The organism is Planococcus chinensis, from assembly GCF_042681545.1.
Lineage (GTDB): Bacteria > Bacillota > Bacilli > Bacillales_A > Planococcaceae > Planococcus > Planococcus chinensis.
The window spans coordinates 819,419-841,007 of sequence record NZ_JBHUFW010000004.1 but is presented as its reverse complement, the minus strand read 5'-3'; the positions used below and the strand labels follow the sequence as shown (position 1 = coordinate 841,007).

At 49.5% G+C, this 21,589-nt stretch carries 23 protein-coding genes; 3 read left to right on the top strand and 20 right to left on the bottom strand.

All coding sequences use genetic code 11. The features are described 5' to 3' along the window. Window positions 1-87: 87 nt before the first annotated feature. The 4 genes from ACFSDB_RS06450 to ACFSDB_RS06435 all read right to left on the bottom strand — a co-directional run bounded on the left by ACFSDB_RS06450 (window position 88) and on the right by ACFSDB_RS06435 (window position 3,269). Complete coding sequence (locus ACFSDB_RS06450; RefSeq protein WP_204892399.1) at window positions 88-1,185, bottom strand: diguanylate cyclase; 1,098 nt, start codon at window positions 1,183-1,185, stop codon at window positions 88-90. Window positions 1,186-1,357: 172 nt separating this feature from the next. Further along, window positions 1,358-1,951: a class I SAM-dependent methyltransferase gene (locus ACFSDB_RS06445; protein WP_204892400.1), complete on the bottom strand. Its 594-nt coding sequence runs from the start codon at window positions 1,949-1,951 to the stop codon at window positions 1,358-1,360. A gap of 24 nt (window positions 1,952-1,975) precedes the next feature. Then, a complete protein-coding gene (locus ACFSDB_RS06440) occupies window positions 1,976-2,338 on the bottom strand; it encodes a hypothetical protein (RefSeq protein ID WP_204892401.1) in 363 nt (120 codons plus the stop codon). A 106-nt stretch (window positions 2,339-2,444) separates the two neighbouring features. Then, complete coding sequence (locus ACFSDB_RS06435) at window positions 2,445-3,269, bottom strand: MBL fold metallo-hydrolase (protein ID WP_204892402.1); 825 nt, start codon at window positions 3,267-3,269, stop codon at window positions 2,445-2,447. 149 nt (window positions 3,270-3,418) lie between these two features. Between ACFSDB_RS06435 and ACFSDB_RS06430 the strand changes: the two genes are divergently transcribed. After that, complete coding sequence (locus ACFSDB_RS06430) at window positions 3,419-4,603, top strand: MFS transporter (protein WP_204892403.1); 1,185 nt, start codon at window positions 3,419-3,421, stop codon at window positions 4,601-4,603. A gap of 25 nt (window positions 4,604-4,628) precedes the next feature. Here ACFSDB_RS06430 and ACFSDB_RS06425 read toward each other — a convergent pair whose 3' ends face one another. From ACFSDB_RS06425 to ACFSDB_RS06415, 3 genes are all read right to left on the bottom strand, one after another. Continuing rightward, window positions 4,629-5,018, bottom strand: a complete 390-nt coding sequence (locus tag ACFSDB_RS06425; RefSeq protein WP_204892404.1) for a DUF4181 domain-containing protein — start codon at window positions 5,016-5,018, stop codon at window positions 4,629-4,631. A gap of 136 nt (window positions 5,019-5,154) precedes the next feature. After that, window positions 5,155-6,489 (bottom strand): FAD-dependent oxidoreductase, encoded by a 1,335-nt coding sequence (locus ACFSDB_RS06420; RefSeq protein ID WP_204892405.1) that lies wholly within the window; start codon window positions 6,487-6,489, stop codon window positions 5,155-5,157. 54 nt (window positions 6,490-6,543) lie between these two features. Next, the gene (locus tag ACFSDB_RS06415) at window positions 6,544-6,990 is read right to left on the bottom strand and encodes a MarR family winged helix-turn-helix transcriptional regulator (RefSeq protein WP_204892406.1); all 447 of its coding nucleotides are present in this window, start codon (window positions 6,988-6,990) and stop codon (window positions 6,544-6,546) included. Between the two features lie 179 nt (window positions 6,991-7,169). Here ACFSDB_RS06415 and ACFSDB_RS06410 point away from each other — a divergent pair, with 179 nt between their 5' ends. Continuing rightward, the gene (locus ACFSDB_RS06410; protein WP_204892407.1) at window positions 7,170-7,517 is read left to right on the top strand and encodes a rhodanese-like domain-containing protein; all 348 of its coding nucleotides are present in this window, start codon (window positions 7,170-7,172) and stop codon (window positions 7,515-7,517) included. A 6-nt stretch (window positions 7,518-7,523) separates the two neighbouring features. Here ACFSDB_RS06410 and ACFSDB_RS06405 read toward each other — a convergent pair whose 3' ends face one another. The 12 genes from ACFSDB_RS06405 to ACFSDB_RS06350 form a co-directional block, all read right to left on the bottom strand. Beyond that, entirely contained in the window at window positions 7,524-8,069 is a 546-nt protein-coding gene (locus ACFSDB_RS06405) for a sugar O-acetyltransferase (protein WP_204892408.1), read from the bottom strand. Beyond that, a complete protein-coding gene (locus tag ACFSDB_RS06400) occupies window positions 8,066-9,631 on the bottom strand; it encodes an AMP-binding protein (protein WP_204892409.1) in 1,566 nt (521 codons plus the stop codon). Before ACFSDB_RS06400 ends, ACFSDB_RS06405 begins: the two co-directional genes overlap by 4 nt. Then, a complete protein-coding gene (locus ACFSDB_RS06395; RefSeq protein ID WP_204892410.1) occupies window positions 9,618-10,460 on the bottom strand; it encodes an SDR family NAD(P)-dependent oxidoreductase in 843 nt (280 codons plus the stop codon). The genes ACFSDB_RS06400 and ACFSDB_RS06395 overlap by 14 nt, the downstream gene beginning before the upstream one ends. A gap of 187 nt (window positions 10,461-10,647) precedes the next feature. Continuing rightward, window positions 10,648-11,607, bottom strand: coding sequence for a hypothetical protein (locus ACFSDB_RS06390; RefSeq protein ID WP_204892411.1), 960 nt, complete (start codon window positions 11,605-11,607; stop codon window positions 10,648-10,650). Further along, the gene (locus ACFSDB_RS06385) at window positions 11,607-12,833 is read right to left on the bottom strand and encodes a glycosyltransferase family 2 protein (protein WP_204892412.1); all 1,227 of its coding nucleotides are present in this window, start codon (window positions 12,831-12,833) and stop codon (window positions 11,607-11,609) included. Before ACFSDB_RS06385 ends, ACFSDB_RS06390 begins: the two co-directional genes overlap by 1 nt. Continuing rightward, complete coding sequence (locus ACFSDB_RS06380) at window positions 12,833-13,591, bottom strand: hypothetical protein (RefSeq protein WP_204892413.1); 759 nt, start codon at window positions 13,589-13,591, stop codon at window positions 12,833-12,835. Before ACFSDB_RS06380 ends, ACFSDB_RS06385 begins: the two co-directional genes overlap by 1 nt. Before the next feature lie 220 nt (window positions 13,592-13,811). After that, window positions 13,812-15,128: a DUF4179 domain-containing protein gene (locus tag ACFSDB_RS06375; RefSeq protein ID WP_204892414.1), complete on the bottom strand. Its 1,317-nt coding sequence runs from the start codon at window positions 15,126-15,128 to the stop codon at window positions 13,812-13,814. Further along, window positions 15,121-15,636 (bottom strand): sigma-70 family RNA polymerase sigma factor, encoded by a 516-nt coding sequence (locus ACFSDB_RS06370; protein WP_204892415.1) that lies wholly within the window; start codon window positions 15,634-15,636, stop codon window positions 15,121-15,123. The genes ACFSDB_RS06375 and ACFSDB_RS06370 overlap by 8 nt, the downstream gene beginning before the upstream one ends. A gap of 319 nt (window positions 15,637-15,955) precedes the next feature. Continuing rightward, window positions 15,956-16,561 (bottom strand): NADPH-dependent FMN reductase, encoded by a 606-nt coding sequence (locus ACFSDB_RS06365; RefSeq protein ID WP_204892416.1) that lies wholly within the window; start codon window positions 16,559-16,561, stop codon window positions 15,956-15,958. Between the two features lie 16 nt (window positions 16,562-16,577). Next, complete coding sequence (locus ACFSDB_RS06360) at window positions 16,578-17,561, bottom strand: ring-cleaving dioxygenase (protein WP_204892417.1); 984 nt, start codon at window positions 17,559-17,561, stop codon at window positions 16,578-16,580. Window positions 17,562-17,791: 230 nt separating this feature from the next. Beyond that, window positions 17,792-18,811, bottom strand: a complete 1,020-nt coding sequence (locus ACFSDB_RS06355; RefSeq protein WP_204892418.1) for a potassium channel family protein — start codon at window positions 18,809-18,811, stop codon at window positions 17,792-17,794. Window positions 18,812-18,932: 121 nt separating this feature from the next. Further along, a complete protein-coding gene (locus ACFSDB_RS06350; RefSeq protein ID WP_204892419.1) occupies window positions 18,933-19,475 on the bottom strand; it encodes a GNAT family N-acetyltransferase in 543 nt (180 codons plus the stop codon). Between the two features lie 155 nt (window positions 19,476-19,630). On the opposite strand from ACFSDB_RS06350, the gene ACFSDB_RS06345 reads away from it, so the two are divergent. Beyond that, window positions 19,631-20,869: a serpin family protein gene (locus ACFSDB_RS06345; RefSeq protein WP_204892420.1), complete on the top strand. Its 1,239-nt coding sequence runs from the start codon at window positions 19,631-19,633 to the stop codon at window positions 20,867-20,869. A 102-nt stretch (window positions 20,870-20,971) separates the two neighbouring features. Here the strand turns inward: ACFSDB_RS06345 and ACFSDB_RS06340 are convergent, their stop codons facing one another. Beyond that, window positions 20,972-21,562, bottom strand: coding sequence for a dienelactone hydrolase family protein (locus ACFSDB_RS06340; protein WP_204892421.1), 591 nt, complete (start codon window positions 21,560-21,562; stop codon window positions 20,972-20,974). Window positions 21,563-21,589: the final 27 nt, after the last annotated feature.

Below are 21,589 nucleotides of genomic sequence, written 5' to 3'. Positions count from 1 at the left end.
CCATGGCTTTTATTCAAATTTTACCACGGGAACAGCTTTTTTTAATAGAAAAAGGCAAAGGAGAAACTGCCCTTTGCCTTCGCAACGTTATGAAGCGGCCGCCTGGAAAATGGTCACCCGGTTTCTGCCTTGCCGTTTGGATTGGTACAGCGCATTGTCTGCTTCTTCAATCAGGTGGTCGAGCGGTTTGTGGCCATCCGAGAAGCTGATTCCCATGGAGACGGTCAATTTCCCTTCCGGCTGCAAGGCTTCCCCTTCAAAATGGAAGTCCTCGATGTTCTGGCGGACGGACTCGGCCATCCGGAGAGCTTCGTGTGCATTTTCCGGATCAGCGAGGCAAATGATGAACTCTTCTCCCCCGTACCGTGCGACAAAGTCTGTTTTCCGCGTCGAATCTTTCATGATCTGTGCGATGGACCGCAAGACCGCGTCCCCTTTTTGGTGCCCGTGCGTATCGTTATAAACCTTGAAATAATCCACGTCGAGCATGACGATCGCCAGCGGTTCTTTTTGTGCCACTAAGCGGTTAATGTTGTTTTTGAAAAAGCGGATATTCGGCAAATGTGTCATCGGATCCTGATTGGAGTAGAACTCCAGCTCTTTCCGCAGGATCAAATTGCGGTTTTCGCCGTTTAGGATGAGCGCCATCGAGAGGACCGCGATTGTCGCAAACAGGAACATCGCAAGAATGATCAACGGCGTCGCCGGTGTTGTCACCAGCATCCAGACCGACTTGATGGTCTCAAAGACGAAGAAGCCGAGCATCATCCGCCGCAGGTTCAACAGGATGATGGGCTTTCCAATCGTTTTGCGGTCATGAAAAAGCGAGCCGATAATTATCGGCAGAATGATGGCTTGGATGATGCCGAGCATGACGGTCGGCCCGCCCATATATCCCCGGTAGGCGATCGGGAAAATGGCTGACAGGATGCCGAATTGCCAGCCGCCTGCAAAACTGATGAAATAAATCGGCACTTCCCGCAAATCGAGCCTCATGCCCTCAAAAGGAAATGCATTATACATGATCGAAAAAGTCAAAAAGCTAACGAATAAGGCAATCATCCACATATCGCGGATTGGGTTCGTCAAGTCGATCAAAAGGGCTTCTTTTGCTCTCAAGCCCAAATACATAAGCGCGATAATCAAAGCCATGTTTTCCAAAAAGAAAAAAAGTAACGCGTCCATCCTTACAACTCCAATGCAATCTCTTCTTCAACAGTTTATCAGGAAATCAAAAAAAAGGAATCTCATTTTACTAATAAATGGATGTTATGCAGGAGATTCTTCTTCTGATGTTGAAGACTCTGGCAAGGCCACAGAAACGCGTCTTATTTTGCCTTGAAGCACGACTGGCTGTTCACTTTGCATTGATGCACTCGATTTTCTGAAAAAGCCCTTTATAAAGAGGGGTGACTTCGACAACCGCCAACCCTGATTCCCGGATCAGCTTTAGGGCATTCCGGTTCAGCTGGCAGCCCCCTGCCACTTTTTCCCATAAGGGAGTCAGCGCATCCTGCAGCAGCGCTCCCTGCTTATTGTCGACCCGGACATGTTCAAAGAAATGGATGCACGCACCGGGCTTACTGACCCGCCGGATCTCCTGCAGCGCTTTTTCCGGTTCGGGGATCGTACAGAAAACAAGGGTCGCCACCACCTCATCAAACACATTATCCGCAAACGGCAGCCCTTCTGCTTTTGCTTCATACGTCTGAATTGGGATTTTCGCTCCTTTGGCACGCAAGATCGACGCTTCCCGCATAGCAGGATCGGGCTCAATGGCGTGGACAACATCTGCCCTTTCGTATAGCGGGAAGTTGGCGCCCGTGCCCGAGCCAATTTCCAAGACAACGCCGGAGGCCTTTCCGGCAATCGATCTCCGGATCCGCTGGATGCGGGATTTTTCCAAAGGTTTCATTCCCAAGTCATACAAGCGCGGCTTCAATCCGGCCATGTTTTCCACCTCTTTCCGAATTTTCTATAGGTATTGTTCATGAAGCGCCATCTGAAATTTCGGCTTGAATGAACATGCAAGCGTATGGATGTAACTTTCCGACCGGCCGTGATGAATACGGATCATCGCCGCCTCTTGCGGTTCTTCCGCGATTTCAATTTTCTCCACAGATCGGAGCTTTAATTGCAGCACGGACTGCTGTTCTTTTATAGCTGCTACTTCCAGCACAAACTCATTGTAAAAAGGGGATATGACCACTTTGAACGATTCGATGCCGTTATCGAACCGGAATGTGGCGGTGTCCAAGGCAAACTCGATAGTTTCGTCTTTCCGTTCAGGCGGTGCACCAAAATATTCGGCTAACTCTGTTTCATTCGGCGTTTCCATATGATCTCTCCTAGCCCTAGATATATATTAGCAGTGTTGAACAACTCTTGATTAGCTGGCGGCAGACCCCTCAAAGGCTGCCTATTCATAAGTCCTGCAGGCATACTTATGTTTCGAATAAAGTCCCTTCAAGGGCAGCCACATACCGGTCAGCAGATTTCTGCACAGCTTTGTCCGCACGGTCCGGGATCCTCCGGTTAAAGGCATCATACATCCGGTTGAACGGCACACCTTGCATGTAGGCGGCGATCCGCTGGACCGTTTGGGACGGGAGCGGGATGAAATTGGGGTAGCTGTACATGAATGTTACCCATTTTGGATCGCCCACGACACGGATGATGTCGCCGGCAAACACCACGCCTTTTCCGCTGTCCCCGTTCTGCCAATGCGCGATTGCAGCTCCTTTGAAGTGGCCGCCGATCCGGTGGAGCGTGACGCCTTCATGGAGTTCCAAACGGTCTCCTGACCAAAAGACGATGTGCTCACTCATCCTCACCACCCACCGCCGGTCGTCTTCATGGATATAGATTTTGGCATCGAACGCTTCCGCCCACTCCACCTGCGTGGAATAATAATGCGGATGGGACAAGGCGATCGCATCCACCCCGCCCATGGCTTTGATTTCTTCAATCGTTGCCGGATCCAGATACGTGACGCAATCCCATAATAGATTGAACCCTTCCGCTTTTGCCAAATAAGCCGTCTGTCCAATGGCAAATTTTGGAGTGGTACGGATGCTGTATAGTCCTTCCTCTTCGGGATGGATGGCATTGATCCAATTGCCGTTTTCGAGCATCTCTTCCAACGTGGTCCAGGTTTGGCCTCCGGGATTGACGTATTGGCGCTCCTCGTTGCAGATTGAGCATTCTGGAAGAGCTTTCTCGGACAAGCCATACTGTACTCCGCATGTTTCACAGACAAAATATTCCATTGCATTCTCTCCTTTATCTGGATTTATTTTCGCATGTTCTTGCTCTCGGGAAACCGGTGTTATGCTTTTGTGTAAAATCGTGCAAAAAAATTGTAATGAAAAGAAAAAGTTCATCTATAATATTATGTATCTAAAGGAGGTGTGCCGTTATGATTACAAGGAAAACCGTTGTGCTCCTGGGTTTTTCGCAGCTGATCTGCTGGGGGATATCCTATTATCTGATCGCCGCTTTCGGAGAAAGGATTGCAGAAGACCTCGGCTGGAGCGGCACGCTCGTATATGGCGGTTTTTCTGCAGCACTGGTTGTCATGGCCATCACGTCGCCGGCAACCGGCAGGCTGATTGATGTTCATGGCGGCCGTTTGGTCATGGCTTCTGGATCCGTATTAATGGCGGCGGGTTGCCTCGGCATCGCCTTTTCGCATTCGATTGCCGCCTATTATGTTTCATGGGTTATTCTCGGGATCGCGATGCGCCTGACTCTCTACGATGCAGCTTTTGCAGCCTTGGCCCGGATCGGCGGTGCAGGCGCGAAGCGGCCGATTTCCCAGATTACGCTCCTTGGCGGACTCGCCTCTACCGTCTTTTGGCCAATCGGCTTTTTTCTGGCCGGTGCTTTCGGCTGGCGGCAGGCCCTTTTGGTGTACGCCCTTTTTGCGCTATTGACCGTGCCGCTCCATTTGGCAATCCCTCAAGCTAAATTTGCGGAACCTCGGCATGAAGGCGGTGCAGCTCCGTCGCCCCGTCACGCCCCAGCAAAAGAAGGGCGTGAGCTGGCAATTGCCGGTGCTGTCTACGCATTCATTTTCATGGTGCTGAACTTCCTCAATTCCGGCATGTCTGCCCATATGATCAATATTTTGGCAGGCCTTGGCATTGCTGCAGCCGTCTCTGTCTGGGCATCGACTTTACGCGGCATCGGCCAGTCTTTGGCCCGGGTATGCGAAGTGCTTTTCGGTGCGCGGATCCATCCGTTCACCTTGACCATCTTTGCTTCTGCCATTTTGCCGTTTTGCTTCATCCTCGGCATCGCCAGCGGAAAAGCGGTCCTGGCGGCATTCATCTTCGCTTTTTTGTTCGGTGCAGGCAACGGATTGCTGACCATTTCCCGCGGCACCTTGCCGCTCGTGCTTTTCGACCATCAAACTTACGGGGTGTTCGTCGGCAAATTGCTGATTCCGAGTTTTCTATTGTCGGCCGCCTCCCCGATTGTCTACACCATGATCATCGAAAAATGGGGCGAGGCCGCTTCCTTAGGGTTCTCTGCATTGCTGGCTCTTCTGGTTTTTGCCGCTTCGGTCTATCTGAAAAGAAGGTTTCCTATCGCAGATTGAACGAAGCCTTTCCCCTCCTGAAGAGTCAGCTTACTTCACTCATTATAATCAAAAACACGGCCGCTATCACAGCGGAACCGAGCAGTTCATAATAATACGCTTTGGCTTTCCGGTTGGTTATCCACTCCTCGGCCGCATGGACAATCCCAAGCAGGAAAAACAAACCGAATAAAGGCGTAGCTGGATTCAATGCAGCCACCTTTTCCGTTCCTTCCACAGCACTTATATCAAACATTGCAGCTATAAAAAGGATCAGGATCATGCCGTCTATCAATATGAACCCTTTTTTCCGGTCCTGGTGGAACATGCCGATCCTTCTGGGCTTGATGCCCAGCTTTTTGTTCAAATAGAAATAGCTGATTGCTGCATAAATGATCAGCATAAAGAGCAGCCCAGTGATTGTGAATACACTCAATTCATCCCTCCGTTGTTCTTTTCCTTCTTCTTACTTTATTCCCCCATCTGCCTCTTTATTCCTGCCAAATGAAAAAAGCCCGGGGAAAGATCCCTGGGCTGAGCTTAATCCAGCTGTTAGTCAATGGATCGCGCCATTAACAGCAAGCAGTTGCTGCAGGGCTCCGGCTTATGCTGCAGACGCCGGTTTCCGGCAGTTCCAGCTCCACTTTTTGTGAAGCTTCGAGGTCGCCTGAGAGATAAGCAACGATTGAACGGACTTGTTCGTAGCCGGTTGCCATCAGGAATGTCGGTGCACGCCCATAGCTTTTCATGCCGGCAATGTAGAAGTTCTTTTCCGGTTGCCGCAGCTCGCGTTCCCCATGCGGGCGGACCGTACCGCAACTATGCAGGTTCGGGTCGATCAGCGGCGCGAGCGCTGCAGTGCTTTCTGTCACCGGGTCGATGTCCAGACGGATTTCACTCAATATCGAGAAGTCCGGCCGGCTCCCTGCATTGACAAAGAGTTTGTCGATTGCAGGGATCACAAAGCGTTCGCCTTTCCATTCTCCTTCGATGGAAATCCCTTCCCCGCTTCTTTGGACCTGTTCGATCCGGAACGGGGTATAGACGTCCACTTCCCCTGAATCCACAAGCTCGTGGATGCGTGCGCCGAGCTGCCCACGCGCTTCCAGCGCATCTTTTTCTTCTCCGCCATAGGCTTCTTCAACTCGTTTTTTCCGCAGAATCCAGCTGATTTTAACCCCTTCCAGTTCCGAAAGCTCCAAAATCGTGTTTATTCCGGAATGGCCGCCTCCGGCGACAACGATGTGCTTGCCGCTGAATCTCTCCCCTGAGAAGGTTTGATTGTCCGCTATATTGTAGACGATTTTGTCTTGCAGCTCTTTTTCCTGCTGCGTCCAGATTCCCGAAGCGTTTGCCGGATTCGGCTGGTTCCATGTCCCGCTTGTGTCGATTACCGCTTTCGCTTCGATGCGCTCCACCAAGCCATCTTCCCCTTCAAACAGGACAATAAACGGCATGCTGCTGCGTTCGCCATTCTTCATTTTGTCATGGCCTTTTTTGCCGACGCCCACCACCTTGGCATTGGTCCGGATGAACGGTTTGAGTTCAGGCACTCCTGCCAACGGGAGGAGATACGATTCAACCAGTTCATTCCCGGTCGGCAGCCTGTCTGCCTCCGGCGCCGTCCATCCTGACTTTTCGAGCAGTGCTTGTGCAGCTTTATCAATGTTGAATCGCCAAGGCGAGAACAGCCTGACGTGGCCCCATTGGCTGACGTTGTGGCCGATGGCCGGCCCGGCTTCCAGAACCATGAAGCGCTGCCCCGCTTTGGCCAAATGGGCAGCTGCCGCCAGCCCTACCGGACCTCCGCCAATGACAATGACCGGCAGATTCGATTCCGCTTTTTTCGGCAATTCGAAATGAACTGGTACAGAAACCGTTGAACAGCAAGAAGTTTGATTTTCCATTTTAATTCCCTCCTGTTTGATTACTTGATAATTGCAACTATTAATTGAATGGATTTAAAAGATCGGTTTGCAGCAAACGCTCGATTTGGCCATCGCTTCATTGAGCAGCTTTAAGGAACGCATGACCGTTTCCTGTTCGAATGCATTCATCCCTGAAAAGATCTCTTCCAGGTGCGCTTCCATTTCCCCGCCGATTTTACGGGCTGTTGCCTGGCCCGTTTCGGTCAGCGCCAAAATATAAATCCGGCGGTCTGCAGCAGAAGGCGTTTTTGTCACCAGCTTCATCTTAATTAGGGTTTGCACTTGCCGGCTGAATGTCGAGATATCCGTGCCGAGCGATTCAGCAATTTCCTGCATCGAAGGCGACTCCCTCTTTTCAATTTCATAGAGGATCTGGCTTTGGTTCATGCTGATGTCCAACTCGTCCGCTTCACAACAATTGCGGTTCAGCAATCCGAACCGCTTGAACAAACTTTGGAACACTTCTCTTTTTTCATTCATGTCGATCACCTCAAAAACAGTGTATCCTCATTACTTGCAAAATGCAACTAATAATTTGAATGTTTATTATTTTTTATTCTAATCCTACTTTCATATGTATAAGCACAGCCATTTCCCTCTGTTTCTCCGCGAAGTATACTAGCGTTAAGCAATCATTTTAGAAAAAGGAGTGGTAGAACATGAACTTGCTGAATCTTTTCCGGAAGCCGGCCGGATTAAAGGAAATAAAACCTGCAGCGCTCCTGCAAAAAATAGATGGTGCACAGAAGCCCGTCCTCATTGATGTCCGGACAGGGATGGAATATACTGCCGGGCATATCCAGGGTGCACGGTCCTTTCCGCTCGGCAAAGAAACGGTCGCCGTTGAGGGGCTAAACCCGGACACCCCCGTCGTTTTGATCTGCAAAACTGGCCACCGGAGCCAAGCTGCGGCGCACAGCCTTGCCAAGATGGGGTTCCGTGACCTCTCGCATCTTTCAGGCGGGATGGACCGGTGGAAAAAAGATAAGCTTCCGCTCGAAAAGTGAGGGGAGCTACTCGATCATTTTGATGATCCGTGCTGGATTTCCGCCAACCAAGGCATTATCTGGCACGTTTTTGGTGACAACTGCGCCAGCGGCCACCACCACGTTATGCCCGATGGTCACACCGGGAGCAATGACGCAGTTTCCTCCGAGCCAGACATTGTCCCCGATCACCACCGGTTTGCCATATTCCAGTCCGGAATTGCGGATATCTGCGTCCAAGGGATGCGTTGCTGTATAAATGCAGACGCGCGGCCCCATCATGCAATTGTCTCCGATGGTCACCTTGCAGACGTCCAAAATGATGCAATCGTAATTCGCAAAGAAGTTTTCGCCGACTTCGATATTGAAGCCGTAATCGCAATTGAAGGTCGGCTTGATTGTGAAGTTTTCACCCGTTCCCGCAAACAACCCCTTCAACAGAACACTTCTGTCCTCCACCAGCTCCCGGTTGAACTCAGACAGCACCTGACGAGCGTGCCGGTGCAGGGCTGTGAGTTCTTCGTCCTTTGCATCATACAGGCGGCCATCCAGCATTTTCTCCTTTTCTGTCATCCCTGATCCACTTCCTTTCTTTGTCCGGTTCCCTTCAAAATCTTCCGATTCAATTTGCCGATGTCTGTGTAAGGGAGTTCGCTGACGAATTCCACCGACCGCGGCAGCTGGTATGTCGCGAGCATCGGCCGCAGCCATTCTACTACCGCACGCTGATCCAGCGTGGACCCTTCGGTTTTTTGGATGAACGCTTTCACAATTGCACCGTACCGCTCTTCAGGGACACCGACCACAGCCGCATCTTTAATGGATGGATGGGCAAGGAGAGCCTGCTCGATTTCTGCCGGATAGATGTTGACGCCTCCCGAAATGATCAGGTCATCCGTTCTTCCGGCTAAATAATAAAAGCCCTTTCCGTCACGCCAGCCAAGATCGCCCGTTTGGATCCAGCCGCTTTTGCGGTTGTTCATCGACCAGCTATTTCGCACGCATAATTGGCCGATTTCACCAGGCTTTTTGGCCATTCCATTTTCAAGGACCGCCATTTGGGTCCCCCGGATGCTTTTGCCGACAGTGGCAGGGTTATTGGCCAAGTCTTGCGGACCGGCAATAAGATTCAATCCCGCTTCCGATGTTCCGTATAAATTGAACAGCACGTCCCCAAGCGAATCTGCCACTCCTTTGGCGAGTCGTGGATTCAGAACCGCCCCTCCGGAAGCGATGCATTTTAATGTCTCCAATTTTTCCGGTCCTCCCTCCAGCATTTTTCCTATCATCACCGGCACTACCGTAATGACGTCCACAGCATGCCGGTGGACCAATGTGCAGGCTGTCGCTGCGTCGAAGCGCTCAGCGATAACCACTTTTTTCCCGAGCGCCAGCATCGTGAGCAGGATGGCGATGCCGTATCCGTGGAAAATCGGCGTGGCAATATAAGCGGCTCCCCTTTTTTGGAGCTCAAGTTTTGCCATCAATTCAGAGAAAGGATTCAAGTAATGGAACAGTGACGGCCGGTGCACTGCTTCCTTCGGTTTTCCGGTTGTGCCGCCCGTCAACAGGACAATGCGGCTTGCCGATGCCCTTTTCAAGCGCGCAGAGCCTTTCCGTTCTTCCTTCGCCAATCCTTCCGCTGACAGCAGATCGGGATGCCTGCTCACCAATGTCTTTTTCCCATAAGGCGACCCGTGGACAAGTGATTGGAATTCCGCATCGTAGATCAACAGGTCAAACGCATGTTCAGCCGCCAGCGCATCGAACTGCCGCTGGCTCATATCCGGATTCAATAAATAGAGGCTTGAGCCGGTCCGTGAAGCAGCAAAAAGCGCTTGGATCATCACTGCATGGTTGCGGCAAAGAAAAGCCGTTTTGGCTCCCTTGCCCAACCCGAATGTTTCACTAAGTCCGTAGGCCAAGGTTTCACTGCGCCGCTTTAATTGGCTGTACGTCAGGCTTTCTCCTCCGGCGATCAAAGCGGTTTTGTTTCCGTAAACAAGAGCGGCCATTGTCAATAACAGCATGATATTGATGCCGTCCCGCCCTACCGAAACGATAAACCGCATGAAGCCTTTTGGCGACAGAAAACCGATTTTGCGCATCACTTTCAGGAGATCAATCGCGGCCATGGGCATTCCCTCCTTGTGCCGATGTCGGCGCATGCCGAACAAAAACCGATGCCGCTCCGGCAGCAAGCATCCACCACGGCCGGACCGTGCGCTTCTGCGTATACAGTGTTCTAGCAATGAGACCGGCCGCATGGTTGACAGTTAATGCCGGTGCGTTCCGGTAGTTCCGGGTCGGTTCGATCATCGGCGTCCGGACCAGCGGCAAATAAACGCTCGAAATTGAAATGCCCCGTTGCTTCAGTTCCGGTGCAGCTGACCTGAGCCATGTGTCAAACGCCGCTTTCGACGCCTGGTATGCCGCCCAGTCGGGCATGGGGGTCATCAACGCGTTGATCGTCGATACATTGAGGATGTGTCCGTTGTTTTTCTCCAGTAGCGGAATAGCTGATAGAAGCAGCCGGACCGGCGCAAAATAATTGATTGCCATCGTCCGGCTGAAGTCATGCGGCCGGTCCAGCGATTGGAAGATGTTGCGGTTGATCGAAAGTCCCGCATTGCTGACCATAACATCGAGGCCTTCAGGCAGCGCATGGAGCCCGGCTGACACTTTTTCAAGCCCCGCATCTTCCCGCAAATCGGCCGGGATCACCGTCACTTTCGCAGCTTTAGGGGCTATTTCTTTCTGAAGGTCCGTTAGCAGCGCTTCCCGGCGGGCCGTCAAGACAAGATGGACATCCGCATCCGCCAGCAAAAGCGCCAGTTCTTTGCCGATGCCCGAGCTTGCACCGGTGATCAGAATCGTTTTCCCATGCAGATGTTTATAAAGGCGTTCCAGATTACAGGGGATTGCGGGAAACATTGCGGCATCCAGCCATTTGCCCGATTTCATATCAACCATTCCTTTTTGGCAATTCCGCCATTTTTCAATGGAACTTTTTACAATATCTTACTGATACCAGTGTAACATTCATTCAAATGCGGTTGGTTCATTATCTTTATTGGGATAACCGCTTTTTTCGCTATTCATTTCTTCCCGGTCAAAATTTAAAAAGGAATGAAGGCTGCCTTTGGCGTCCTCATTCCTCCGTTTTATGTTTTTGCAGCATGCGCTGGTAATGGATGTAATCGAAAAAATGGGATTTTTCCAGCAGGTCATTCGTAGCCAGTTTCTCTGCGTACCTGAATACTTCATCTGCCGGTCCCGTTTCGCCGATTGCATGAAAATAGTCGTACAAGTAAGAATAGACCGCCAGCGATTCATACTCCACAGCCGGTTCGGCTGATTTGCGGTTATACCTGCCGTAAAGCTTTTTCTCCGACTTCCACTCGGCGGCGAGCCATCTGTCAAACTCCGCTGACTTCACACCGATTTTTGCCCGATTAAGCGCGATCAGCAATTGATCGATCATATGGATCTCTGCCGCTTCTATAAAGGAGCTCTTTTTATAATCGTAGTATTCCGGGAAAAAAACAGGCTCGCCGTCAGCCTGGCGCAATAGGTCCAGGGTTTCTTCCGGGACGGCTTTCCCATCGATCAAATAACTGAGTGTTATGCGTTCTGCCGGCAGTTCCAATTTCCAATCGTAGAAATCATGCAGATAGCCATCCCTTGTCTGCTTTCGCGCTATCGACTCCTCAAGCCTTTTAGCAGTCAAGGCATAGTCCTCGTTTCCAAACTTTTCACTAGCGGCTTCCAATGCACTGATGATCCGCAAGTCATCGATCAGCGCATTGACCTGCGTGCCTTCAGCCAATTGCCAGCGGATAAAAACATCGCCTTCTTTCTTAGCTGCAAAATGACGTTCAAGCTTTTCCGCTTGCTCCCTGAATGAATCTTCCTCTTCAGCTCCAACCAAGTATTCCATATAAAGCCCGATACTTTCGGATAAATGCCCGGAGCCTTCATCGTGAGCATAAGAGCGGATCAGTCCTTTTTCGTCCATAAAATCTTTTACGGTTGTCTTATATGTGGGTTCGATGCCGCACCCTCCTAACAGAACGAGCAATGCCGACAGGCAAAGCATGCTTTTCTTCATCAGCCTACGCCTTTAAAGCGCTTTGTTTTATCCCAGCTGATGGCCTGCCCTTTGAACCGGCTCCAAAGATAAAGCGCAAAACTCCGCAGCAGCAGGACGATGAACAATTGGGCATAGGTGAAATACATTATGAATACAAGCATAACATTCTTCGGCGAGACGTTTTTGTCCACGACGAGCGCGCTTAATAATTGGGTCGTGTAGACAAAATAGCTCATAAACCAAAGCATCAGCATCGGCACTTCCGCTTGCGGCAGCTTCTGCCCCGTAAGGCCCATGATGAAGAAGATATCCGAAAACAGCAGGACGACGACAAATACCAAGTAAGTCAGAACATGCTGCAACGACAGGAAAAACGTCTTGCCTTTCCAATGGCCAAATTCGCTCAGTGATTTCTCAAGCAGATAGATATTGCCCGTCAGCCACCGCGTGCGTTGTTTGATGAACGTCCGGAACTGTTCCGGCTCCTGTTCCCAAGTGCGGGATTCTGGCACGACCGGCAGAACATAGCCTGCTGCCGACAGCCGCACCGTCAATTCTGCGTCTTCCGCGAGCGCATGTTCATCGTAGCCGCCCAGCTCTTCGATGATGGATCTTTTCAACAGCATATTGGTGCCTGCCAATGACCCGAGCTTCAAGAAAGCCCACCTGCCGCATTGCATCAGCAATTGAAACACTTGAAATTCCAAAGCGATCATGCTGGTCAATAAATTGGCATCTGCATTTTTCGTCTTGACATATCCCACCGCTCCTGCAGCATTTTTCACCGCGACAGCGGCTTCCACCAATTTTTCTACCGCGTCCGGTTCTGGTTCGTTGTCTGCGTCGTAGACGACAAAATACTCCGAATCGGAAATGCCGAGCCCGTAATTCAGGACACGCGATTTGCCGGACAGTTTTCCCGGCGGCACAGGAATGTAATGGATCTTTGAAAACACCTCTGCGAATTCTTTGGCGATCGCTGCCGTACCGTCCCGTGAATTATCATCAAGCAAAAAGACTTCCATCTTTCCTTTATAGCGAAGCCGTCCCATGGCGCGGAGCGTATCCTCGAGGACGATCTCCTCATTACGCGCCGGCACCAGAACAGCAACGCTCGGGTAATTTTCCAGAGCCTGGGCTGGCTTAGAAGAAACCCGGTACCAGACACCGGAAACGGTCAGTACCGAATAAAATAAAAGAAGCAGCCAGAAGAAACCCATGATGAACATCATGAGGGCCATCATCACGCTTCACCCATCAGTCGGGCCAATTGTTTCACATCGGCCACACGTCCCGTTTCTGTGGTAAATGGCGGCTCTTGGAATGCCACATCCTTCTGCGCTTTTTCCCAAAACCGTTCCAATACTCTTTCCACGCCCTGGGCATGGGTGTTTTTCAGCAGCAAAAAGATGCTTCCGCTGTCGCTGGTGACCAGATCGAATTTATGACGGATGGTCCGGAGAGCGGCTGTTTCGAACATTTCCATCAGGTTTGTTTTGGTCCGGCGATTCGGATAGGCTAAATTGATTTTCAAAAGCCAGGCTTCCTCTCCGTTCCGTTCACTCGCTTTCAGGAGCCAAGTCGCTTGTTCTTTGAATTCGGCAACCGTAAGGACCTGAGTCTTCCCGTTGTATTTTTGCAGCAATTGCACTTGGGCCTTCAATTCACTGTTTTCATAACCGGTATTTTTAAGGATGTTCAACAGGATCCAGAACAACAGAAGAAAAGCTGTGAATAGCAAGTGGCTGTACATATACTGAACCTGTGTGGCCGATTCAAGATTCTGGTTGAATGCCTCCGCCGTCAAAAACGCACCCAAAGCCAACGCTACGATGACCGCATATAAAAAGACGAACCGTTCATGCAGCAGCGTCATCAAGAGCAGCGATAATGCGCCCACCGCCAAGGTGATTTGGTAATATGGAAACTGAAAATACATAATCGCCCATCCGCTTGCCAGCAGCCCTAAAAGAATCAAAGAAAAAACGACGTTTTTAGCCATCAAAAGAGCCCCCTTTTGTTGTTCAAATTTTTATCCATTATAAAACAAATATTTATTGTAAATATACTATAACCATGCCAACATGACTAGATAAATATTCACATATTTTAATTCTTCTTTTCTCGATATGACATTACGCCCAACCCGCACCTCTTAAATTGTATTTTTAGCAAGCAAAAAGCAGGCGTAGCCCAGTTTTGGCCAGCCTGCTCTGTAATTATCACCGTTCCAACTCAATGTCTGCTTCTCCTTTTATATAGGAAGGATAAGCAAAAAGTTTCATTTTTATCGGATTTTTATACTGAACATTCTCAAGTTCAATCAACCATTCGCGGTCATTGTTTTCCTTGAAAGCCATGGATTCAGAAGATACGTGAATCTTCTTGCCATCGGCATCAACAATTTCTGAAATCAACCCATAATTGAATTCCTTCTCCGGCAACCCATTCAGGACAAATCGGATGGTGTTCTTGTCCGCTTCCGCCAATTTCAGCTGTCCGTCCCCGGGGCTCTGCAGCAGCTGCTGTTTTTCCATGTCGACAAGCAATGAGGCCTCTCCGTTATCGACAGCCTGCAGTTCGTTGAAGCGGAGGTGCAGTTCTTCCGGCTTTTTAAAATAATTGCTCTGCAGATAGTAGACCATCTTTTCGCCAGGCTCGCCGTGGCTGCTCCTGCCATTCCTTGCCGTACCCCAGATTTCCCCATTCTCATCTTCCAGGCGCAGATCTTCGAAATGAAGAATCTTTTTTGAATTGGCTGGATCGAAAGAGATCAGCACTTCTGTCCGGAGCGGGTGGATTGTCACTTCATGGATGGTCATTTTTTGCGCTTCGATTTCGACGTTTTCATTCAACACGAATTTCTGGCCATGTTGGACATTTTCACCAAGCTTGAATGGCACCGCAAACTGTACACTTTTTCCTTCGACGCCTACATCCAATTTGAAGGTGAAGTCCAGCTCCTCAAATCGGATCGGTTCCTCGAAATGGAACGCGACATAATCGCTGTATTCGCTTCCTACCGCTTCGCCTGCGCCCATGGAAATGCTGCTGGGCGGAATGGGCATCTTGTTTTCGATTTCGGTCTTGCCGAGGGCCAATCCCTCCAAGGGTTCAACGGAACTGATTTTGTAGTAGATGTTCATTCCCGATTCATCCAAAATCGCCCCTTTGATGGCGAGCGTCAGCCCGTCTACGGTTTGTGAAGCTTCGATTTCCTGATAGTAGTCGTTCTCGATAAGGGAGGCAAGACCTTTATCGTTCCGGATCATCTCAACAAGTCCGGCAATGCCCGGAATCTCAGAAACCGTCTGTGCAAATGCGGGCGATGCCCGTATTGTTGAAACGAGCACGATCAAGGCAATGGCTGCAGTTGCCAGACTCCAAAAACTGCGCTTTGCCAATACCCGTTTTTTTTGCTCCTTTTTGGCTTTTTGGATTCCCGAAGCTATGGCGTCGTCTGCACCATCCAACGGCAAATGGATCTTTTCAATTTCCTTCCGGTAGGCTGCCAGCTGTTGTTCTTCCCGCTCAAACATGGTCCGCCGCCTCCTTTTCAGTAAAATGGCCGCGCAAAGTCCGCAGCGTTTTATGGAGCCGCGATTTTACGGTTCCTTCCGGAATGTTTTCCATGGCTGCAATGTCTTTGATTTTGACGTCCTGGAAATACTTCAGGTGAATCAGCTGCTGTTCAGCTAATGGCAGGCAGCTGAGCGCCTCCGCAATCTCAAGCCCGTCAGGCATATTGCTTCCAGCCTCTTTGTCCGCTTCACCGAACACCAGCCGCCTGTTTTTTTTCAAATGATCGTTACAGTAATTCATCATGATGCGGATCAGCCAGGTCTTCAGGTAATCCGGCTGTTTGACTGTATGTATTTTCTTATACGCCCGGTATGTCACTTCCTGGAGCGCTTCGAGCGCATCATGCTCATTTTTCAAAAAAGCCAACGCCATCCGCAGCAGCGCTTCTTTATGCAAGTGCATCAATGCCAGGAAAGCTTCATCATTTCCAGCAATTGCCCTTCGGTTCAGCTCATGTTCATCCATTCTGACACCTCAATTTCCCAGTTCTTATACATTAGACCCTCGGCTTCCGAAAAAGTTCAACTCACTTTGGCAATAAATTAAAAAAGTACGCAGCTTTATTTAAATAGCCCTTTCATTGTACATTTCGGAACCAGCAGGAGCAGAAGATCTGCAATAAAATTTTTAAACTGACCTGTCAAAATCGTTTTTCTATATATTACCAATAACACCTGTATAGAGCCATGCTTTATTTCTGCTGCCTTCGATAACGCAAAAAAAGCAAGAAAAGGAAAGCACCGGATTACCGGCGCCTTCCTTTCCTTGCTGTTATTCTGAAATTTTAACGGATGGTCTTCAATGCCTTAGACCACGGAATCACCTGGTCCAGCATTTGATTGACTGAATCAGCCTGTACAGCTGCCGGTTTGAATTCCGCTCCGTTCACGAAGTCCGTGAACAGCGACAATGCCGGATGTACGCGGACGTCTGCGACTGACAGTTCCCCAAGGATGCCGCGCAGGTGTTCAGCTGCACGCGCTCCGCCGACAGAACCGTAAGATACGATGCCGGCTGCCTTGTTGTTCCATTCCGCACGCAAATAGTCGAGTGCGTTTTTCAGCGACCCCGTGATGGAGTGGTTGTATTCCTGTGTGATGAAGACAAAGCCGTCCTGTGAAGCGACCGCTTTCGACCAATCGGCAGCACCGCTTGCATCAACGCCGTTTTCGCCCAGAAGGGGCAATTTGTAATCAGCGATGTCAATGACCGTGTAGTTTGCGTCGCCGCGCTGATCTGCCAATTCCTTGACCCATTCGCCGACTTGCGGGCTAAGGCGCCCTTCGCGTGTTGATCCCAAGATGATGCCGATGTTCAATTTTGTCATATGTGTTTCCTCCTCTTGTTGTGGCTGTTGCTGTGTATCGAATAATTTACCGAAAAACCCCATTTTGACTATCTCCTTTTTACAAATATTCTTTTTCGAATGTCCGTGTGCTTCGCACAGTATCGATCGGGCGTACCATGCCTTCGATCTGTGCGCGTTTGGATTCCAAGAATGGCGGAAGTGATAATTTCTCGCCGACTGTTTCGTAAGGTTCGTCTCCCATGAAGCCCGGACCGTCCGTAGCCCATTCAAACAAGATCCCCGGTGCCACCCGTGCGTAAAGCGATTCGAAGAAGAAGCGGTCCACATAGCCGGAAGTTCCGAAACCGGCTGCCTGCATATGGTTGATCCATTCGTTCAAAGCATCTGTGTCTGCCACACGGAATGCCGCATGGTGGACAGTGCCGAACCCTTGGCGGCCAGCCGGCAACACCGTATTGTATTCTACGATCACTTGAGCGCCGTTGCCGCCTTCGCCGACTTCAAATAGATGCAGCGAGCCTTCTTTTGCCGTTTCGCGCATCATCATCACTTTTTCCAACACTTCTTTCAAGTAATCGAATTGAGCGATGCGGATATGGATCGGGCCAAGGCCGGTAATTGCAAATTCCAAAGGAACCGGCCCGTTTTGCCAAGGGGTGCCCGATGCCACGCCTTGGTTGAATTCATCCGACACCAGCATGTATTGCTGATCATCAAAATCGGTGAAGGACAGGGTCTTCTTGCCGAACAGCTCCTGAATGCCTTTGTGCTTCACTTCGTATTTATCGAATCGCTTGACCCAATAATCCAATGCTGCATCTGTCGGCACCCGGAACGCCGTTTTGTAAATTTCATTCGTTCCGTGCACCCCTTTCTGGATGCCCGGAAAGTCGAAGAATGTCATATCGGTTCCGGCCGATCCCTTGTCGTCTGCAAAAAACAGATGGTACGTCTGGATATCGTCCTGATTGACCGTTTTCTTGACAAGCCGCATTCCCAGGACGTAAGTGAAAAACTCATAGTTTTTTTCTGCACTGCTGGTGATGGCAGTAACGTGGTGGATCCCTTTGATTTCGTTCATTGAAATTCGCTCCTTTAATCGGCAATTTATATCTCGAATTCGAGATATATAGTTAAAAAATTTTAAGTCTTGCATTTGTTTTCTCTTCTAAATAATATCTTTAATTCGAGATAATCATATCATAAGGTTTTTAATGAAGTCAACCCTTCTGCTTTTCTCTTTTCGTACATCTTGTGAGCTGGAGGATAGGACAGGCGAAGCGCTACTTCCAGCTTTGCCTCTCCTCCGTTCTATTCCTTCAGCGTTAAATTATTATAGGACGTTTCATCTGTCAGGATGTAAAGGCGGGCATCAGGTGGAATCGGGTCATCCAGCCTGCGGATGATGGTAAAATCTGAGCCGTCGGCAATCAGGTTGGCGCCTTGCTCGCGCAAGGCATCGAATGCTTCCCTGTATGTTCTCCAGGAAGAAACCGGCTTGATTTCCCAGATGTTTTCCCCGTACGTGTGGTTCAACATTTCCATAAACAGACGAGTCGATCCGTGGTGAAGCAATGCTTTGGCCATCAAATGCGGAAAGGCTTCATTGGAAAGAACAAACTCATTCACGCCGGCATGCTGGAACATGCCGATATGGTCCTGATGCGATATTTCCGCGATTGTGTAGATCTTTTTCTGATGTTCGATGGCATAGCGTTCAATAGCAGAAGCGATGAGCAGCGTCCGCCCGTCTTTTAACACATCGCTTGAGTTGTCGAGCGCAAAAACCGACACTGAGCGGGCAGTGTCTATGCCGGCTTTCCGGAGCACTTTCTGGTCCGTCGGGTTGCCCTGGACATAATGGAACCGGTCATGCCGGAACGGCGCCTCCTGCACATGGTCGATCAGCACAACGTCCGTTTCGATATCCCGGCTCAATAAAATTTCTTCAATGGTTTTTTGGACGCTCTTCGACCAGCCGATGATGATGAAGTGGTCTTTTCCTGTGTAATCCAGTTTCCCTTCCATTTTAAGCCTCCCGAAATAAGTATAGAAATCCACGATTTTCCCAAGTATGATCCCGATCAATCCGATGCCGATCAGATACAGGACCATGCCATATACCATGCCTGGCACCGTCCTCGGGACATAGTCCCCGTAGCCGATTGTGGTCACCGTTGTCATGACCCACCAAAACGCATTAAATGGCGTTTGGAAATTATCGGGCTCCAAAAAGTACATGATGAATGCACTGGCGAGGTAAAACAGAAACGTGAACAGCACCAATTTCGGGGTGTTGATCTTCACGATCTTTTTCATGATTTCAAACATGGCCCGTTCACCCCCTCTATTCAAGGCCGTTTTTTTCTATCTATATCCATGCCCCTTGCATCCCCTGGTTTAAACGTTGGATTTTAATTATGCTTAAGAAATGGAGCTTGCTGGATCGCAGCTATTTGAACCTGCCCATTATGACCGTATGATGGAATTGTCCATCCGCTAGTTGCTTGTCATTTTCAAGAAGGCCTTCTTTTCTGAATCCTAGTTTCTCGTAAAGTGCAATCGCTTTTGAATTTTGTTGGAGCACTTTCAAAGTGATTTTCCGGATGCCGGATGCTTCACTCCAGGCGATGGTTTCATTCAATAGATTTTTTCCGATGCCGTATCCCCAATATTCCTTTGTAATCCCCACGCCGAATTCCGCCTTGTGGGCAAACCGTTTTAACGAGTTTCCTTCGCACCTTGAAAATCCCACGATTCTGCCATCAGCCAGCGCTACTAAGAACAGATTTTTTTCATTTTCCGAATCCAGGGCAATCAATTCCTCAAAACCCGATTCATCGATAAACGCCTCACCCTGTTCCCGATCCAGGTATTGCGTTTCGCCGTCGATTTGAAGCCGGACCTCGGATAATTCTTTCGCGTCTTGATGCTCGGCTGTCCTGATCCGGTATGTTTTTCCGTTTTCCGTAAATTCCTGTATGATTGTATGCATTTTCGCTCCTCCTCTTCTTGGGCATTCCGAAAATAGAATATTTTAGTACGCTCATTGTATGGCATTTGGCACTTTTTTAACCAGTAGTTTTTTATAAAACATCTGTAACTTTTCCTTCTTTTTTCCAGTCTACTTTTATAAAGGGGTGGAATTTCGTGAAAAAAATAGCAAAGCTCTTTATCCTTCTCACCTTGCTCATTGTTTCAGCCTGCGGTTCTTCATCCAGCAATGGCAATCCCGGCATGGCAATAGCTGACGGCGTGGAATACAGCAAACACGATTACGAAAAAATATCCGGACCCATCAACCGGCTTGGCTTCAGGCTGATGGACGACCTCAGCCAAACCGAAGACGGCAATAAATTCATTTCGCCTCTCAGTTTGTATATGGCCCTTTCGATGGTTTATAACGGAGCGGCTGGCCCCACAAAAGATGAGCTTGCCAATGTGCTCGGCGCCGAAGGGATCTCCCCGGAAGAGATGAACCGGGCGAACGCTTCGCTTTCCATGCAATTTGCGGACCGTCCGGAAGGGATTGAATTGAATATCGCCAATTCGATCTGGGCCAAAGAGGAATACCGCTTTCTGGACAGCTTTTCAAAAAGCAGCAGGGATTATTACAATGCCCAAATCGAAGAAATCGATATTTCAGATCCGGCTTCTGCGGATCGGATCAACGAATGGGTGAGTGACGCAACAAACGGCAAAATCAAAAAAATGGCGGCCAAGCCGCTCAGTCCGAATTTGGCAGCAATGCTTTTGAACGCTATCTACTTCAAAGGGGATTGGCAGTACCCGTTTCCTGAAGGAGAAACAACGGAACAGCCTTTTACACGAATCGACGGTTCAACAACGGACGTGCCGCTCATGAACTTGCAGAGTCGGCTCCCTTATTTGAAAACGGATGACTTCCAGGCAGTGTCGCTGCCGTATGGAGACGGCGAAATGAGCATGAACATCTTCCTGCCAGCCCCGGGCACCGAACTTGATGAACTGGCGTCTGGCCTGACGGAAGAAAAATGGAATCAATGGATGAAAGGCTTCGAACCGAAGGACGGAACGCTGATGATCCCGAAATTCAAGATGGAATACGAAGTGATTTTAAACGAGGCGTTATCCCGCCTTGGAATGGAAACAGCTTTCCGGAGTGCCGACCTGTCAAATATGTTTGAAACTTCGAGCGGCCTCTACATCAGTGAAGTCAAACAAAAAACGTTCATTGATGTTAATGAAAAAGGGACTGAAGCGGCCGCTGCCACTTCGGTTTCAATCGCAGAATCAGAATCCGCTGACTCTTTCCGGATGATCGCCAACCGGCCGTTCATTTTCACCATCACGGATTCAGAAACAGGCGTCATCCTTTTCATGGGGAGAGTGGAAAACCCGGCTTCATGACGGGGCAAAAAGGCTGCCTTCGCCGGCAGCCTTTTTTTGTTTGTTCTAAGTCATAGTTTTTATCGGCCGCCATTTTGCGGATATTGCTGATCTCAATTCCACCTAAGACTTCATGAATTCTTCTACTGCTTTCCAGGCTTTGCGGCAATTTAATGGCTCATAGTGAGGTGATTGAGCATCTGCAAAGCCGTGTCGAGCCGCCAATAGCACAGATTTCACCTTATCTTGATCCAACCTTGCGGCCATCTTTCTTACGTCGAAGGATTTTTCAGTTTCTCCATAGATCAATAAGGTACGGCAACGGGGATCGATGTCCAGAAAGTCACGGATGCGCGATCCATAAAAGCCGATCATGCTTTCGACGTCTGCTGATCCGCTGCACAGCCACGCGACTGTCGCTCCCACACTGAAGCCCACCAGATGGATTTCCTCATATTCCTTGCGCAATTGTAAAATGGTACCCTCTATGTTTTCAGCTGCTGATTCAAAGCCAATTTCTTCCATGAAATATTGGTACGCCCTTTTTTCTTGTTCATATGGAAAAGGGCCAGTTCCACCTAACAAGTCAGGAACGACCGCATCATATCCAAGGTCCGCAAACCGGGCGGCATAGCTTTTCATGTGCCCGTTAATGCCGTATATTTCGTGCAATAGCAGCACGAGGCGCTTAGAGCCTTGTCTGATTGCATACATTTTCACACGCCCTCTCCAAGGATACGG